This window comes from Actinoplanes sp. NPDC023714 (genome assembly GCF_040639855.1).
GTDB lineage: Bacteria > Actinomycetota > Actinomycetes > Mycobacteriales > Micromonosporaceae > Actinoplanes.
Genome location: NZ_JBFAAR010000001.1, coordinates 860,536 through 875,896 on the forward strand (window position 1 = coordinate 860,536; position 15,361 = coordinate 875,896).

General features: G+C 71.4%; 20 protein-coding genes. 12 read left to right on the top strand and 8 right to left on the bottom strand.

All coding sequences use genetic code 11. The features are described 5' to 3' along the window. Positions 1–5 precede the first annotated feature (5 nt). Both AB0G10_RS04150 and AB0G10_RS04155 read left to right on the top strand, forming a co-directional pair. A complete protein-coding gene (locus AB0G10_RS04150; RefSeq protein WP_360916160.1) occupies positions 6–584 on the top strand; it encodes an HhH-GPD-type base excision DNA repair protein in 579 nt (192 codons plus the stop codon). A 66-nt stretch (positions 585–650) separates the two neighbouring features. Beyond that, a complete protein-coding gene (locus tag AB0G10_RS04155) occupies positions 651–1,049 on the top strand; it encodes a DUF3099 domain-containing protein (protein ID WP_360916163.1) in 399 nt (132 codons plus the stop codon). Here AB0G10_RS04155 and AB0G10_RS04160 read toward each other — a convergent pair. Further along, positions 1,024–1,902: a PfkB family carbohydrate kinase gene (locus AB0G10_RS04160; protein ID WP_360916166.1), complete on the bottom strand. Its 879-nt coding sequence runs from the start codon at positions 1,900–1,902 to the stop codon at positions 1,024–1,026. The genes AB0G10_RS04155 and AB0G10_RS04160 overlap by 26 nt on opposite strands. Continuing rightward, entirely contained in the window at positions 1,899–2,846 is a 948-nt protein-coding gene (locus AB0G10_RS04165) for a pseudouridine-5'-phosphate glycosidase (protein WP_360916169.1), read from the bottom strand. The genes AB0G10_RS04160 and AB0G10_RS04165 overlap by 4 nt, the downstream gene beginning before the upstream one ends. A 114-nt stretch (positions 2,847–2,960) precedes the next feature. Here AB0G10_RS04165 and AB0G10_RS04170 point away from each other — a divergent pair, with 114 nt between their 5' ends. The 3 genes from AB0G10_RS04170 (at position 2,961) to AB0G10_RS04180 (ending at position 5,660) form a co-directional block, all read left to right on the top strand. Next, positions 2,961–3,185, top strand: coding sequence for a DUF3039 domain-containing protein (locus tag AB0G10_RS04170; RefSeq protein WP_360917954.1), 225 nt, complete (start codon positions 2,961–2,963; stop codon positions 3,183–3,185). Positions 3,186–3,192: 7 nt separating this feature from the next. Next, positions 3,193–3,813 (top strand): TRIC cation channel family protein, encoded by a 621-nt coding sequence (locus tag AB0G10_RS04175; RefSeq protein WP_360916172.1) that lies wholly within the window; start codon positions 3,193–3,195, stop codon positions 3,811–3,813. Positions 3,814–3,929: 116 nt separating this feature from the next. Next, positions 3,930–5,660, top strand: a complete 1,731-nt coding sequence (locus AB0G10_RS04180) for a DEAD/DEAH box helicase (protein WP_360916176.1) — start codon at positions 3,930–3,932, stop codon at positions 5,658–5,660. Between the two features lie 117 nt (positions 5,661–5,777). Here AB0G10_RS04180 and AB0G10_RS04185 read toward each other — a convergent pair whose 3' ends face one another. Next, positions 5,778–6,020 (bottom strand): hypothetical protein, encoded by a 243-nt coding sequence (locus AB0G10_RS04185; protein ID WP_360917955.1) that lies wholly within the window; start codon positions 6,018–6,020, stop codon positions 5,778–5,780. Positions 6,021–6,267: 247 nt separating this feature from the next. Then, complete coding sequence (locus AB0G10_RS04190) at positions 6,268–7,833, bottom strand: RNA polymerase sigma factor (protein ID WP_360916179.1); 1,566 nt, start codon at positions 7,831–7,833, stop codon at positions 6,268–6,270. A gap of 275 nt (positions 7,834–8,108) precedes the next feature. Here AB0G10_RS04190 and AB0G10_RS04195 point away from each other — a divergent pair, with 275 nt between their 5' ends. Then, positions 8,109–8,930 carry an inositol monophosphatase family protein gene (locus AB0G10_RS04195; protein WP_360916182.1) on the top strand — a complete coding sequence of 274 codons (822 nt, stop codon included), beginning with the start codon at positions 8,109–8,111 and terminating at the stop codon, positions 8,928–8,930. A gap of 11 nt (positions 8,931–8,941) precedes the next feature. Here AB0G10_RS04195 and AB0G10_RS04200 read toward each other — a convergent pair whose 3' ends face one another. Beyond that, complete coding sequence (locus AB0G10_RS04200; RefSeq protein ID WP_360916185.1) at positions 8,942–9,493, bottom strand: LytR C-terminal domain-containing protein; 552 nt, start codon at positions 9,491–9,493, stop codon at positions 8,942–8,944. A 335-nt stretch (positions 9,494–9,828) separates the two neighbouring features. On the opposite strand from AB0G10_RS04200, the gene AB0G10_RS04205 reads away from it, so the two are divergent. Then, positions 9,829–10,125 (top strand): DUF4193 domain-containing protein, encoded by a 297-nt coding sequence (locus tag AB0G10_RS04205; protein ID WP_111651499.1) that lies wholly within the window; start codon positions 9,829–9,831, stop codon positions 10,123–10,125. 275 nt (positions 10,126–10,400) lie between these two features. Then, complete coding sequence (locus AB0G10_RS04210) at positions 10,401–11,117, top strand: hypothetical protein (protein ID WP_360917956.1); 717 nt, start codon at positions 10,401–10,403, stop codon at positions 11,115–11,117. On the opposite strand, the gene AB0G10_RS04215 is transcribed toward AB0G10_RS04210, so the two are convergent. Next, positions 11,089–11,580 carry a DUF3093 domain-containing protein gene (locus tag AB0G10_RS04215; RefSeq protein WP_360916188.1) on the bottom strand — a complete coding sequence of 164 codons (492 nt, stop codon included), beginning with the start codon at positions 11,578–11,580 and terminating at the stop codon, positions 11,089–11,091. The two genes, AB0G10_RS04210 and AB0G10_RS04215, sit on opposite strands and share 29 nt — an antisense overlap. Positions 11,581–11,679: 99 nt before the next feature. On the opposite strand from AB0G10_RS04215, the gene dut reads away from it, so the two are divergent. The 4 genes from dut to AB0G10_RS04235 are packed head-to-tail and all read left to right on the top strand — an operon-like array spanning position 11,680 to position 14,045. Continuing rightward, the gene (gene dut / locus AB0G10_RS04220; protein ID WP_360916191.1) at positions 11,680–12,141 is read left to right on the top strand and encodes a dUTP diphosphatase; all 462 of its coding nucleotides are present in this window, start codon (positions 11,680–11,682) and stop codon (positions 12,139–12,141) included. An 18-nt stretch (positions 12,142–12,159) separates the two neighbouring features. Next, complete coding sequence (locus AB0G10_RS04225; protein WP_360916194.1) at positions 12,160–12,810, top strand: DUF3710 domain-containing protein; 651 nt, start codon at positions 12,160–12,162, stop codon at positions 12,808–12,810. Between the two features lie 15 nt (positions 12,811–12,825). Beyond that, the gene (locus AB0G10_RS04230) at positions 12,826–13,191 is read left to right on the top strand and encodes an OB-fold nucleic acid binding domain-containing protein (RefSeq protein WP_360916197.1); all 366 of its coding nucleotides are present in this window, start codon (positions 12,826–12,828) and stop codon (positions 13,189–13,191) included. Next, positions 13,188–14,045 carry a DUF3159 domain-containing protein gene (locus AB0G10_RS04235; RefSeq protein ID WP_360916200.1) on the top strand — a complete coding sequence of 286 codons (858 nt, stop codon included), beginning with the start codon at positions 13,188–13,190 and terminating at the stop codon, positions 14,043–14,045. The genes AB0G10_RS04230 and AB0G10_RS04235 overlap by 4 nt, the downstream gene beginning before the upstream one ends. On the opposite strand, the gene AB0G10_RS04240 is transcribed toward AB0G10_RS04235, so the two are convergent. Together AB0G10_RS04240 and AB0G10_RS04245 are read right to left on the bottom strand one after the other, a co-directional pair. Continuing rightward, positions 14,034–14,705 (bottom strand): TrkA family potassium uptake protein, encoded by a 672-nt coding sequence (locus AB0G10_RS04240; protein WP_360917957.1) that lies wholly within the window; start codon positions 14,703–14,705, stop codon positions 14,034–14,036. The two genes, AB0G10_RS04235 and AB0G10_RS04240, sit on opposite strands and share 12 nt — an antisense overlap. Then, positions 14,702–15,361: a TrkA family potassium uptake protein gene (locus AB0G10_RS04245; RefSeq protein ID WP_360917958.1), complete on the bottom strand. Its 660-nt coding sequence runs from the start codon at positions 15,359–15,361 to the stop codon at positions 14,702–14,704. Before AB0G10_RS04245 ends, AB0G10_RS04240 begins: the two co-directional genes overlap by 4 nt.

The window sequence follows — 15,361 nt, forward strand, 5'->3', positions numbered from 1 at the left end:
GGCGCATGTCATTCTCGCTGCCCATCGACCCCGAGGCGAACGCCCTCCTCGACCGTGACCCGCTCGCGGTGCTGATCGGTCTCATCCTCGACCAGCAGATCACCATGGAGAAGGCGTTCACCTCGCCCTGGGTGCTGGCCCAGCGCCTCGGCCACGAGCCCACCGCCACCGAGCTGGCCGAGTTCGACCCCGAGGCCCTGCTGGCGATCTTCAGTGAGCCGCCGGCGCTGCACCGGTTCCCGAAGGCGATGGCCGCCCGGGTCCAGGAGGTCTGCCGGGTCCTGGCCGACCGCTACGACGGCGAGGCGGCAAACCTCTGGGCCGGCGCCGAGACCGGCGCCGAGCTCTACCAGCGGATCTTCGCGCTGCCCGGGTTCGGCAAGCAGAAGGCGCAGATCTTCGTGGCGCTGCTGGGCAAGCAGTGCGGCGTGCGGCCGGCCGGGTGGCGCGAGGCGGCCGGCGCCTACGGCGACGAGGACGCCTTCAAGTCGGTCGCGGACATCGTCGACGAGGAGTCGCTCGGCAAGGTCCGGGTGAACAAGAAGGCGGCCAAGGCCGAGGCGAAAGCGGCGAAGGCCTCCTGATTTCCCGCCGGTTGGCCCCGGAGGCCCGGGCGGTGGGAGGATGGCGGAGTCGATCGGAGTCCTCGCGTGAAAAAGCAACCGGTGTTGATCACCGATGCCGCTCGCAGCCAGGCCGACCAGCTCCGCAGCCGGGAGATCCGTTACGTCACGATGATGACGATCCGGGCTCTCTGCCTGATCCTGGGCGGTGTTCTGATCAGTCTCCGCGTCCCGCTGCTGGGCCTCTGGCTGGTCCTCTGCGCGGCGGGCATGGTCTTCCTGCCCTGGGCCGCCGTGCTGATCGCGAACGACCGCCCACCCAAGACCAAGGCCGAGCGGGCGGCCGACGCGGCGGCGCGGGAAGACGTGCGGCGGGCCCTCATCCAGGCCGCCGCCGAGGAGCAGCAGCCACCGCGGGAGCCGGTCACCATCGACTCCGAGATCGTCGAGGAGAGCGACCTCAGGGACGGGCGCCCAGCACGCTGACCGCGCGGGCGCCGAGCGCGGCTCCGGCGTCGAGCGCGGCCTGCGGCGACGCGCCGGAACACCAGGCCGCGAGCAGACCTGCGGCGAAGGCGTCCCCGGCCCCGGTCGGATCCTTCATGCGTACGGCCGGAGCCCGTCCCTCGACGAGCGACCCGTCCCGCGCGCCCCACACGGCGCCGGCCGCGCCCCGCTTCACCACGGCGTTCGCCACGTGCGCCGTGAGCGCCCGCGCCTGGACGGCAGCCGTGCCTCCTGGAGCCAGGACGTCCGCCTCGTCGGCGTTGCACAGCAGCAGGGCGGTCCCGCGTACCCAATGCAGGAAGGCGGAAGCACCCGCCGAGCGCAACGGGGCCGCGGAGGCCGCGTCGACGCTCACCGGAAGTCCCCGCCGGTCGGCGGCCGCCAGGGCCGCCAGACCGGCCGCGCGCGACCCGGCATGCAGCAGGGGGTAGCCGGACAGGTGCACGTGCGCGCCCTCCGGAGCGTTCTCGATCACCGCGGTGACGTGCCCCGGGTCGAGCAGCAGCGACGCGCCCCGGTCGGTGATCATGGTCCGCTCGCCCGCGCTGGTGAGCACCACGACGCTGCCGGTGGCCGTTCCCGGACAGGTCTGCACGGCGCTGCGGACGCCCGCCCACTCCAGCTCGGCCACCCGGTCCCGGCCCGCGGCATCATCGCCGACCGACGAGACCAGGGTGACCGGATGACCGATATGGGCCAGCCAGGCCGCGGTATTCGCGGCCTGGCCTCCACCACCGACGCGGATCGACGCGCCGGTGTCCGAACCGGTCTCCAGGGGCCCGTCGTGCTCGACCAGGACGTCGGTGACCAGATCCCCGACGACGATGATCACGGCGCGCTGAAGCCGACCGGGCTCGCCGAGGCGCTGTTCGAGGCGACCGCGATCTGCGCGGCGAGCGCCGCGTTGCGCAGGATGATCCGGATGTTGACCTCGAGGCTCTTCCCCTCGGTGCTGGAGTGGAAGTGCGACAGCAGGAACGGGGTGACCGCCTTGCCGGTGACGTTCTGCTCGGTGAGCAGGGCCAGGCCGCTCGCCAGGGTCCGGTCGTGCAGGTCCGGGTCGAGCTGCTCACCGGTCGGCAGCGGGTTCGCCAGCACCAGGGCGCCGGCGCTCACCCCCTGGTCCTCGCGGGCCGCGATGAAGTCCGCGACCTGCTCCGGCGAGTCGAGCTGCCAGTCGATGTCGAAGCCGCCGTCGGTGATGAAGAAGCCCGGGAACCGGCGCGTCCGGTAGCCGGCCACCGACACGCCGAGCGTCTCCAGGCGCTCCAGGGTGGCGCCGACGTCGAGGATCGACTTCACGCCGGCGCAGACCACCACGATCGGCGTGCGGGCCAGCTCGGTGAGGTCGGCCGACTCGTCGAACGTGATGTTCGCCTCGCGGTGCACGCCGCCGAGACCGCCGGTCGCGAAGACCCGGATCCCGGCCGCCTCGGCGATCGCGCTCGTGGCGGCGACCGTGGTGGCGCCGTCGGCACGCCGGGCCGCCGCGATCGGCAGATCCCGGACCGAGAGCTTGGCGACGTCCTTCGCGAGCGCGAGGTGCTCGATCTGCGCGTCGTCGAGCCCGACGACGATCTGCCCGCCGATCATGCCGATGGTGGCCGGCACCGCGCCGTTGTCCCGGACCGTCTGCTCGATCTCCCGGGCCACCCGCAGGTTGTCCGGGTGCGGGAGGCCGTGCGAGATGATCGTGCTCTCCAGCGCCACCACGGGTTTGCCGTCCTGATGGGCGCGGAGCACGTGCTCGCCGAGTTGAATCTCGAAGTCAGTCACATGATCACGGTACGACGCCCGGGCTTCGCCTTGTCGTTGGACCGACCCGCCGCGAGGTGTCAGACTTGCTGGCTAGGTCGTGCGAATTCGTCGCAGCAGAAACCCGAGGGGCAGATAACCGTGAGCACCCAGATCCTGGAGCGTCCGGAGACCAAGGACGCCGACACCGGTCCGGAGATGTTCCACTACGTGCGCAAGGAGAAGATCGCCGAGAGCGCGGTCATGGGCACGCACGTCGTGGCTCTCTGCGGCGAGACCTTCCCGGTGACCAAGTCGCCGAAGCCGGGCTCGCCGGTCTGCCCGCAGTGCAAGGAGATCTACGAATCCATGAAGGTCTGATCGAGGCGTGACGAGCGGATACGGCCTGCTCGTCGCGGACCTGATCGGTGTGGCGGTGTTCGCCGCCTCCGGCGCCTCGGCCGGCGTCGCCAAACGGCTCGACCTGTTCGGGGTCGCGTTCGTCGGCTTCGCTGCCGCGCTGGGTGGCGGCATCCTGCGGGACCTGGCCATCGGAGCCGTCCCGCCGCTGGCGTTCGCCGACTGGCGCTACGCGGTCACCGCGGTGGTGGCCTCGATGCTCGCCTTCTGGCTCCACCCCGCGCTGAATCGGATCCGCCGGACAGTGTTGCTCCTCGACGCCGCCGGTCTGGGCCTCTTCACCGCGACCGGCACTCTCAAGGCGCTCGCCGCCGGCGTCCCGCCGGTCGGCGCCTGCCTGCTCGGCATGCTCACCGCGATCGGCGGCGGCGTGGCCCGTGACCTGCTCACCGGGGAGATCCCGGTGGTGCTCCGGAGCGAGATCTACGCGGTGGTCGCGCTGGGCGGCGCGGTCGTGGTCACGGTCATGCACGGGCTGGGCTTCACCGGCCTGCTCCCGCTGGTCGGCGCGGCCGCCTCGATGACCGGGGTACGCCTCCTCGCGCTCTACCGCAAGTGGTCCGCGCCGGTCGCCGTACCCCGTTTTTGAGCCCTTGGTCGCAGTGTTCCGACACCCGTCGGGCAACCCTCCGCGGCTATGCTGGATGCCGCCTCCGCGCCCACCGACCGCGGAGGTTTTTCCGTGAGCGAAGGGATCGTCGCAGCTTGAGCCCGCCTCTGCCGAACCTGGAGACCTTCCCGCCGCTGCGAGCCTGGCAGCGCAAGGCGATGGTGACGTACCTGCGCCGGCGTTCCGAGGACTTCATGGCCGTGGCGACGCCCGGCGCCGGCAAGACCACGTTCGCGCTGCGGATCGCCGCCGAGATGCTCGCCGACGGCACCTGCGACGCGGTCACCGTGGTCTGCCCGACCGAGCACCTGAAGACCCAGTGGTCGCTCGCGGCGGCCCGGGTCGGCATCCAGCTCGACCCCAAGTTCCGCAACTCGGACATCCACTCGTCCCGCGACTTCCACGGGGCGGTCCTCACCTACGCCCAGGTCGGCATGGCGCCGCAGGTGCACAAGCGGCGCACCCTGACCCGGCGCACCTTCGTGATCCTCGACGAGATCCACCACGCCGGCGACTCGCGCAGCTGGGGCGACGGGGTCAAGGACGCGTTCGAGCCGGCCGTGCGGCGTCTGCTGCTCACCGGTACGCCGTTCCGGTCCGACGAGAACCCGATCCCGTTCGTGACCTACGAGCGGGGCCCGGACGGCATCCAGCGCTCCAAGGCCGACTCGGTCTACGGGTACGGCGACGCGCTGAAGGACCGGGTCGTCCGGCCGGTGCTGTTCATGGCGTACTCCGGCGAGACCCGCTGGCGCACCAACGCCGGCGACGAGCTGGCGGCCCGGCTCGGCGAGCCGATGACGAAGGACCTCATCGCGCAGGCCTGGCGTACCGCCCTGGACCACCGCGGCGACTGGATGCCGCAGGTGCTGCGGGCCGCCGACGCGCGGCTCACCAAGCTGCGCGAGCACGGCATGCCGGACGCCGGTGGCCTGATCATCGCGAGCGACCAGCAGTCCGCCCGGGCGTACGCGAAGCTCATCCACGACCTCACCGGCGAGCCGGCCACCGTGGTCCTCTCCGACGACGAGGGCGCCTCCGGCCGGATCGCCAGTTTCGCCGCCTCCGAGCAGCGCTGGATGGTCGCGGTCCGGATGGTGTCCGAGGGCGTCGACATCCCGCGCCTGGCCGTCGGCGTCTACGCCACCAGCGCCTCCACCCCGCTCTACTTCGCCCAGGCGATCGGCCGGTTCGTGCGTTCGCGGATGGAGGGCGAGACCGCGACGGTCTTCCTGCCCAGCGTGCCGCACCTGCTCGGGCTCGCCAGCGAGATGGAGGAGCAGCGCAACCACGTCCTCGGCGCGCCGAAGGAAAAGGACGGCCTCGACGACGAGCTGATCGAGCGGGCGCAGAAGTCCGAGGACGCCCTCGGCGACCTGGAGAAGCAGTTCGAGGCGCTCTCCGCCACGGCCGAGCTGGACCAGGTGATCTACGACGGCACCTCGTTCGGCACCGGCGCCCGGACCGGCACGGCGGAGGAGCTCGACTACCTCGGCCTGCCCGGCCTGCTCACCCCCGATCAGGTGACGGATCTGCTGAACAAGCGGCAGGCCGAGCAGCTGGCCGCGCAGAAGCGGCAGCAGGCGGCCCAGCCGCAGCCGGCCGTGCCGGAGCCGCGGGAGCCGGTCGCGCCGATGAGCGCGGGGGAGCGGCGCAACAGCCTGCGCCGCCAGCTGAACACGCTGGTGGCGGCGCACCACCACCGGACCAACCTGCCGCACGGCAAGATCCACGCCGAGCTGCGCCGGCTGTGCGGCGGCCCGCCGAGCGCTCAGGCGACCATCGAGCAGCTGGAAGAGCGGATCGCGACCATCCAGACACTCTGAGGCTTCGAGGGGCTCAGCGGGCCTCTCAGGCGCCTTAGAAGGCCGAGCAGACAGAAAGGGCGCCTCCTGGCTGGAGGCGCCCTTCTCGTGGTCTCTTGGGGGGACCGCTGCTTGCTGCTAGTTGGTCGTGTTCGACATCATGCCGGCGCCTCGCCAGGTGAATTCCGGATCGGCCGCGTAGTGCACGGCGATCTTCACCAGGTCTTCGGCGTAACGGTTGGCGTGGTGGCCGCAGAACACAAGATCGCCACCGCCTGCCAGGGTCAAACGGAGCTTCCCGGCTGCATTGCAGCGGTCGCACCGTTCATCGGCTGCTAGACCGGCCAGGCTTCCCGCCGGCGGCGTGAGGGTCGGGGTCATCGCCTTCCTCCTCTGTTCGTCACCGATGAACATGTTCCTCGGCTACTGCTCACTCATCGTGCAACACCCTGCACCGTTGCAGCCTTCCCGATGTGCCCCGGGGGGACCGAGGTCACACCGTCGGTTCTGGCTAGTGTGCCGTGATCCAAGGGTGCCACGTCAACGATCACTTCTGCACAACGGTCTGATCACCACCCGTTGATGTACGGGTGGTGACCATTTGGACACGTAATGTTGACTGATCGACCTAGTCCAGGTAGTCGCGGAGAACCTGCGACCGCGACGGGTGCCGGAGCTTCGACATCGTCTTGGACTCGATCTGGCGGATCCGCTCGCGGGTCACGCCGTAGACCTGGCCGATCTCGTCCAGCGTGCGCGGCTGGCCGTCGGTCAGGCCGAAGCGGAGCCGGACGACGCCCGCCTCGCGCTCGGAGAGCGTCTGCAGCACCTGCTGGAGCTGGTCCTGCAGCAGCGAGAAGGAGACCGCGTCGACCGCGACGACCGCCTCGGAGTCCTCGATGAAGTCACCGAGCTGGCTGTCGCCCTCGTCGCCGATGGTCTGGTCGAGCGAGATCGGCTCACGCGCGTACTGCTGGATCTCCAGCACCTTCTCGGGCGTGATGTCCATCTCCTTCGCCAGCTCCTCCGGGGTGGGCTCGCGGCCCAGGTCCTGGAGCAGCTCGCGCTGGATGCGGCCGAGCTTGTTGATGACCTCCACCATGTGCACCGGGATGCGGATGGTGCGGGCCTGGTCGGCCATGGCGCGGGTGATGGCCTGCCGGATCCACCAGGTGGCGTAGGTGGAGAACTTGTAGCCCTTGGTGTAGTCGAACTTCTCGACCGCGCGGATCAGGCCGAGGTTGCCCTCCTGGATCAGGTCGAGGAAGGCCATGCCGCGGCCGGTGTAGCGCTTGGCCAGCGACACCACGAGCCGGAGGTTCGCCTCGAGCAGGTGGTTCTTCGCCCGCTCGCCGTCCCGGTTGATCCACTTGAGGTCGCGCTCGAAGTTGCGCTCGAGCGACTCCTCGCCCTCGTCGGCGGCGCGCAGCCGCTCGGCGGCGTAGAGGCCGGCCTCGATCCGCTTGGCGAGCTCGACCTCCTGCTCCGCGTTGAGCAGCGGAACCTTGCCGATCTGCTTGAGGTAGGCGCGGACCGAGTCGGCGGAGGCGGTGAGCTCCGCGTCCCGCCGGGCCTGCTTGAGCGCCTCGGACTCCTCGTCGTCCCACTCGAAGTCGCCGTCGGTGGCCGAGCTGGCGGCGTCGGTCGCGGCGGCCGCGACCATGGCGGCCGGCTCCTCGACGACGACGTCCTCGATCTCGGCGGCGAGCTCTTCGGGATCGATCTCTTCGCCGGGGCCCTCGCCGGGCTCGCCGGGCTTGCCCGGGCCGGCCTTGGCGGTGGCGGCCTTCTTCGCGGGAACGGCCTTCGCGGCGGCGGTGGCCTTGCGGACCGGCGCGGCCTTCTTCGCCGGAGCGGCCACGCCGCCCTCGGCGGCCGGGGCGGCCTGCTTCGGCGCGGGCGCCGTCTTCTTGACCGGCGCGGTCTTGGCCGTGGTCGCCTTCGACGCCGGCGTTGCCGAACGGGCCGCGGCGACCTTGCGGCGGGTGCTGGCGGAGCCGTCGACGACGACGGTGATGCCGGCGTCGACGAGGCCGCGCAGGATCTTCTTCGCCTGGGCCGGGTTCACCGCGGCTGACTCGAGGGTATGCGCGACCTGGGCCGAGGTGAGTTGCCCGCCCGCACCCTGAGCATGGGTGATCAGGGCCTCGGTGAGAGAGCGAACGTCGGCACCGTTCTGGTGGGCTTCTGTCACGAATGACCTTCCGGAGGCGATGAGGTTGGGCACGGCCAGGGTCCAGCGCAGCACGCGGGGGCGAGACTTGCTGGGGTCGGTTTGGGAGCCCCCGGGACCCGGACCGTCCCGCAGGCGAGTGTCCGTGAAGCGTGGGCAGGGGTGAATTGTAGCGCCGCCGACCGAGATCCTCCGCCCACAGCACGCCGCCGACGCCCGACGACCTCGTCGAAGACGCCGGTGGAGCCCCCGGAAGAGCGCGGCATGAGAATGCTATCGGCGGAAAGGACCATTACGTGAGTGAGATTTCGACGGGATCGACCCCCGACGAGTTGCTGGCCATCGCGGTTCGCGTGGCGCGGGAGGCGGCCGTGACGGCCCGCCGGATGCGCGCCGAGGCGATCGTCGACGTGCAGACCAAGAGCACCGAGACCGACGTGGTCACGGCGGCCGACAAGGCGGTGGAGCGGCAGGCCGTCGAGGCGCTGCTGAAGGACCGGCCGGGCGACGGCGTGCTGGGCGAGGAGTACGGGGACTCGGTGGCGGTCGCCCCCGGCGCCGTGCGGTGGATCCTCGACCCGATCGACGGCACCGTGAACTACCTCTACGGCCTGCCGCAGTACGCGGTGTCGCTCGCCGCCGAGGTGGACGGCGTCGTGGTCGCCGGCGTGGTGGTGAACGCGGCCACCGGCGACGAGTGGACGGCCACGAAGGGCGGCGGGGCGTGGCGCGACGGGCGGCGGCTCACCGGCTCGGCGCGGACCACCCTGGACCAGTCGCTGATCGCCACCGGATTCGGTTACGACGCCCGGAGAAGGGAACACCAGGGCGCCGTCCTGGCCCGTTTGATCACCCGTGTGCGTGACATTCGGAGGCTGGGAGCGGCCTCGCTCGACCTCTGCCTCACCGCGGAGGGCAGTCTGGACGCCTACTTCGAGAAAGGCTTGAACCTTTGGGACCACGCGGCGGGCGGCCTGATCGCCGAGGAGGCGGGGCTCGTCGTGGGCGGGCTCGCGGGGGAGCCGGCCGGCGGCAGGATGCTCGTGGCGGCGCCGCCGGCGCTCTTCCCCGCGCTGCACGACGCCCTGGTGGAGCTGGACGCCGCGGGCGGGGCCTGACCCCCGGGGGTCTAGTTCTCGTCCTCGGCGGCCTCGGCGGCCGGCTTGAGGCAGGAGCCCGGCGGCAGGGTCGGCTCGCCGATCTCGACGAGCGACTGGTTGACCTCGGTGGTCGTGGCGAGCTGCTGGAACTGGTCCCCGATGACCACGTCGATGACGTCGCCCTTGCGCTTCGCGTCGTAGGTCATCTTGGACTGGGCCAGGAAGTACGCCCGGAGCAGCTGAGCCTTGCCGACGGTGTCGGGGCCGTACTTGATCTCGGCGACCTCCTTGAACTTCGACTTGCTCTTGGCAGGCTCCTCGACCGTGAACCGGCGGTTCTTGAACTCGTTGGTCACGCTCTCGGCCAGGCCGGCCCGGCTGGTGCCGTTGAGCACCTTGAGGGTCACCTGCGCCGGGTCGTCCGGCAGCAGGATGTCGGCCATCGGGGCGCCGGCCGGGCAGTCGCTGCCACTCGCCAGATCACCTTGGGAGTCGCGCACCAGCGCGACGACGACGAAGACCACCGCTGCCACGGCGAGCACGCCGACGAGGACGAGCGCTCGGACGCGGGCAAAGCTCATGGGGTTGGCTCCAGGGTCGGACGACGGGCCCGGGTAAGGTCGCCGGGCCTGTCGAGAGGTTAGCGTCTGTCCGCCAGGCGCGCGGAAACAGGGAAAGCTTCCGGCGCGCCGACAATGATCCAGAGGCCGGTGCCCCTACTTTGATGTCGCCTCAGTCACATCGGGAACAATGTGCCGCCGTAGCGCGTACAAGCCTGCCGCAACAGCGGTAAGGTTCCGCGCTCGCCGGAGCTGTTCGCCGGTGTCAGAAATCGTCCAGCGGAACCGGGAACCGAAAACCTGTCCTCGGCGTTACAGACGCCAAGCGACACATCGATACAGGAGAGTGAAAACCGATGGCCACCGACTACGACGCCCCGCGTCGCGATGAGGTCGACCTCGGCGAGGACAGCCTCGAGGAGCTCAAGGCCCGTCGCGCCGACTCGCAGTCGGGCGCAGTGGACGTCGACGAGGTCGAGGTGGCGGAGAGCTTCGAGCTGCCCGGCGCCGACCTGGCCGACGAGGAGCTCACCGTCAAGGTGCTGCCCATGCAGACCGACGAGTTCCGCTGCTCCCGCTGCTTCCTGGTGCACCACCGCAGCCAGCTGGCTACGGAGCGCAACGGGGAGCTGATCTGCCGCGAGTGCGTCTGAGCGCACTCGCGCAGTGTCCGCCCTAGACCCGATCGCGCCGAGACGCGGTCGGGCCGACAGGCGTTCGCCACGGGGGTTTGAACACGGGGTTTGACCCTGAGGCGCGACCGGGAATCAAGACCGGGAGCGCCCGATGGGGAGGACGAACGATGAACCACGCGGATCGTGCGACCGAGCCTTTCGACGAGGCTGGGTCCGGTGCTGAGCACGATGCTGCCCTGAATCGGGCTGCCCAGAATCGGGCTGGCCAGAAGAAGCCGGGGACCGACGTGGAGATGGGCCGCACCGTGGCGGCCCTGGCCTCGGACGACCTGGAGCCGGCCGGCCGCCGGAAGCTGATGGGCCGCCTCGCGGGCGAGGTGCGCGACCGCGGCGTCGGCCGACTGTTCCGTCCGGGTGCCGCCCTGCGCTGGATGACCGACGCGGTCACCGACGTGGCGCCGCACATCCCGGTGCGCGACCTGGAGACGCTGCGCCGGCACTTCCCCGGCCTGGACGACGACGATCTGGCCGAGCGCCTGATCCGCAACGCTTCCCGGGCCACCGCCGGCGTCGGCGCGGCCGGTGGCGGCGTCGCCTCGATCGAGTGGGTGGCGGCGCCGACCCTGCTCTCCGCCCCGGTGCTGCTCGCCGCGGAGACGGTCGCCGTGGTGGCGATCGAGATCAAGCTCATCGGCGAACTGCACGAGGTCTACCGGCAGCCGATCACCGGCGGGGTGCCCGAGCGGGCCATGAAGCTGGTCGAGTCCTGGTCCGGCCGGCGCGGCGTGAACCCGCTGGTGCCCGGCGTGGGCGTGGCGGCGGTGCTCGGCACGGCGGCCCGCAAGGAGCTGCAGAAGACGCTGCTGAGCCGGTTCGGCCGCAACCTGACCACGATGGGCCCGATGCTCACCGGCGCGGCCGTCGCCAGCTACCTGAACAGGCGGGCCACCCGGGCGGTCGGCGACAAGGTCCGGGACGACCTCAGGAAGAAGCCCGCTCCCGCCGGCTGACCTCGAGCAGCGCGGTGGCGAGCTCGACCGGCCGGCGGGTGCTGACCACCCAGAACGGCGTGGGGTCGGCCGGGTCGTCGAGGATCACCTGCACGGCCGTCGGGATCCACGCGCGCTGCACGACGAACGCGTAGGGGTGGGCGCCGACACCCAGCGCCTCCCGCTTGCCGGCCGCGTCCAGCGGGATCACGTCCGCGATCACCGCGACCGGCAGCCGGGCGTCGTCGACCTGGAACTCGGTCGGGGTGACCGCGATCCGCAGCCCGTTCAGCGGCAGGAGCACGGCGACGCTCAGCGGCAGCACCACCGCGAAGAACGGCCAGGCCGGCGCGTCCGGGAAGCCGAAGACCAGCTCGAGGGCGACGATCAGCCCGGCGAGCAGCGCGGCGGGCCAGGCCCACCACGGGAGGCGGAGCCGTTCCTGATGGGCCGGGAGGGTGCGCGCCGGGGACTCGGGTGTCACCCTCGAAGGGTACGGCGCGCCTCCGATGCCCGGCGCGGCAGGATGGCAAGGTGAGTGCGCCGAAAGATGCGCCCGGAAGACCCGTCAGGAAGGCTCGACGTGACCGACCCCGTCGTCCAGGTCCGCCTGCTCGACCCCGATCTGCCCCTGCCCGCGTACGCGCATCCGGGTGACGCCGGCGCCGACCTCGTCGCCGCCGAGGAGACCGAGATCGCCCCGGGCGGCCGGGCCAAGGTCCGCACCGGCCTGGCGATCGCCCTGCCGGACGGTTTCGTCGGCCTCGTGCACCCGCGGTCCGGTCTGGCGGCTCGCCTCGGGGTGACGGTCCTCAACGCGCCCGGTACGGTCGACGCCGGTTACCGGGGCGAGATTCTGGTGAACCTGATCAACCACGATCGGGAGAACACCGTCAAGATCTCTCGCGGGGACCGGATCGCCCAGCTCGTGATCCAGCGGGTGGAGCGGGCGGTGTTCCACGTGGTGGACACCCTCGACGACACCGTGCGGGGAGCCGGCGGGCACGGTTCGACCGGCGGTCACGCCGGTCTCCAGCAGGACTGAAAACGGAAGGTGGCAGTGATGTTCTCCCGTAAGCGCGATGCCGCGAAGCACGTCCGCGCGGCCGACGCGCCGCCCTCCGCGGCGCTCGCCAACAGCCTGGCTGCGGGCGGGGAGGCGCCGGCGCCCGAGTTCGGCCCGTGGGACGCCAAGCACGCGCCGGCCGGCGTGCAGCGGCTCGACCTGGGCAGCCTGCAGATCCCCGCGATCGAGGGCGTCGAGGTGCGGGTGCAGGCCAACCCCGAGGGCGGGGTCGAGCAGGTCGTGCTGGTCGACGGCGAGAGCGCCCTCCAGCTCGGCGTCTTCGCGGCGCCGAAGACCGAGGGCATCTGGGACGAGGTGCGCGCCGAGATCGTCGAGGCGATGACCTCGGACGGCGTCGCGCCGCAGGAGGTCTCCGGCCGGTACGGCACCGAGCTGCGTGCCCGGGTCAACACCCCGGAGGGCCCGGCCGACGTCCGCTTCGTCGGCGTGGACGGCCCGCGCTGGATGATCCGCGCGCTCTACCAGGGCGCCGCGGCCGCCGACCCGGGCCGCGAGGGCGTGCTCGGCGAGGTGCTCTCCGGCCTCGTCGTGGTCCGTGACAACGAGCCCCGCCCGGTCCGCGAGCCGCTGCCGATGCGGCTGCCCAAGGAGATGGCTCAGCAGGGGCAGGCCGGAAGCCCGGCCTGACGTACCGTGGGAGTCATGACCTCCGGTCTTCGCGGCTTTCTCAGCCGTCTCACCGCCACCGACTCCGAGCTGGACGCCGAGGAGCTGCAGCGGGACAGCGCCAAGTGCGGCGCCGTCCCGGCCGGCCAGTGCCGGCGCGGCCAGATCGTTTCGGTGTCCGGCCGGCTGCGGACGGTGGCGTACACTCCTCGCACCAACCTGCCGACCCTGGAGGCCGACCTCTGGGACGGCAGCGACGTGGTCACACTCGTCTTCCTCGGCCGGCGGTCGATCGCCGGCATCGAGCCGGGCCGGCAGCTCACCGCGCGCGGCCGGGTCGCCATCCGGGACGACCGTAAGGTGATCTACAACCCGTACTACGAGCTGGAGGCGCCCCGGTGAATGGCAGCGAGCCGCGCCACGCCGCGCACGAGTCGGTCGAGGAGCGGATCGCGGAGGAGCTCGTCGAGGAGCTCGATCTCAAGCCGCTCGCTGACGAGATCATCGAGGAGAGCGGGCTGAACCCGAAGCCCGCGCCCGCCGCCGCGGCGCCGGCCGAGAAGAAGGACGACGACGAGGAGCCCCTCCCGTCGATGAGCGAGCAGATCGCCGAGCAGCTCGGCGGCGTCCGCGGGCTCATCGAGTCGAGCCTGCCGGTTCTCGCGTTCGTGATGCTCAACGTCCTGCTCGGCGAGTCGGTGGCCGGCCTGGAGAAGCGTCAGGCACTGCTCTGGGCGATCATCGGCTCGGTCGGCACGGCGGTCGCCATCGGCGGCTTCCGGCTGGCCCGCAAGCAGCCGGTCCGGCACGCCGTGAACGGCCTGTTCGGCATCGCGCTCGGCGCCTGGCTGGCCTGGCGCACCGGCGACGCGAAGAACTTCTACCTGCCGGGCATCCTGCTCACCTTCGGGCAGGCCGCGGTGCTGCTGCTCTCGGTGGTCTTCCGCAAGCCGCTGATCGGCTACGCCTGGGGCATCATGGCGAACAGGGGCCACCAGGACTGGTTCGGCAACGCCCGGCTGTTCCGCACGTTCCAGTGGCTCACCCTGCTCTGGGTGGCCTCGCTCTGCGTGCGCGCCGGCATCCAGTACTACCTCTACGCGATCAACGAGGCGAACGCGCTCGGCATCGTCCGGATCCTGGTGAGCTGGCCGATCTACGCGGGCACCTTCGCCTTCACGGCGTGGGCGATCCACCGGGTGACCAGCGCGCAGAAGCGCGAGGCCCTCGGCGAGACGGCTCCGCTAGGCGGCTGAGCCCAGCACGACGGCGCGGATCTGGTCCTCCACCTCGCTGGTGCAGACGAAGACCAGCTCGTCGCCGGCCTCCAGCGGGTCGTCCGGCGTCGGCACCATGACCCGCTTGCCGCGCACGATCGCGACGAGGGCGGCGTCCCGGGGCATCGGCACGTCCCGGATGGGTTTCCCCTCGTACGGCGCGTCCCGCGGCAGCGTGATCTCCACGAGGTTCGCCTCGCCCTGCCGGAACGTCATGAGCCGGACCAGGTCGCCGACCGTGACCGCCTCCTCGACCAGCGCCGCCATGAGCCGCGGCTTGCTGACCGAGACGTCGACGCCCCACTGCTCGGTGAAGAGCCACTCGTTCTCGGCCCGGTTCACCCGGGCCACCACCCGGCCGACCGCGAACTCGGTCTTGGCGAGCAGCGAGATCACCAGGTTGGCCTTGTCGTCGCCGGTGGCGGCCACCACGACGTCGCAGGAGGCCAGGTCGGCCTCCTCGAGGCTGCTCATCTCGCAGGCGTCGGCGAGCACCCAGCGGGCCTGCGGCACCCGCTCCGGGCAGAGCTGCCGCGGCTGCCGCTCGATCAGCATCACCTCGTGCCCGTTGCCGATCAGCTCCTGGGCGATCGACCGCCCCACGTTGCCGGCCCCGGCGATGGCGATGCGCATGGTCAGAGACCTTCCTTGTCGGCGCCCTGGGCGATGTCCAGCACGGATCCGGCGGTGTCGTCGGTGACCAGCATGAAGACCTGGTCGCCGTCCTGGAGCACGGTGGACGGCTGGGCCAGGGTGCCCATGCCGAAGCGCATCAGGTAGGCCACCCGGGCGCCGGTGCGGTCCTCCAGGGCGCGGACCTGCTTGCCGATCCAGTCCCGGTGCAGCGGCGTCTCCACGATGCTGACCACGCTGGTCGGGTCGCGGAACACCTCGACGCGGTCGTCCGGGGTGAGGAACCGGAACATCCGGTCGGCGGCCCACCGGATCGTCGCGATCGTGGCGATGCCGAGGCGCTCGTAGACCTGCGCCCGCCGGGAGTCGTAGATCCGGGCCACCACCCGGGACACCCCGAACGTCTCGCGGGCCAGCCGAGCCGAGATGATGTTGGAGTTGTCACCGCTGGAGACGGCCGCGAAGGCGTCCGCCCGCTCGATGCCGGCGGCCCGCAGCACGTCCCGGTCGAAGCCGATGCCGTTGACGGTGACGCCGCCGAAGTTGTCGCCGAGCCGCCGGAAGGCGTCGGCGTTCTGGTCGATCACCGCGACCTGGTGACCCTGCGCGTCCAGTTTCTGGGCCAGCGTGGAACCGAGCCGGCCGCATCCCATGATCACCAC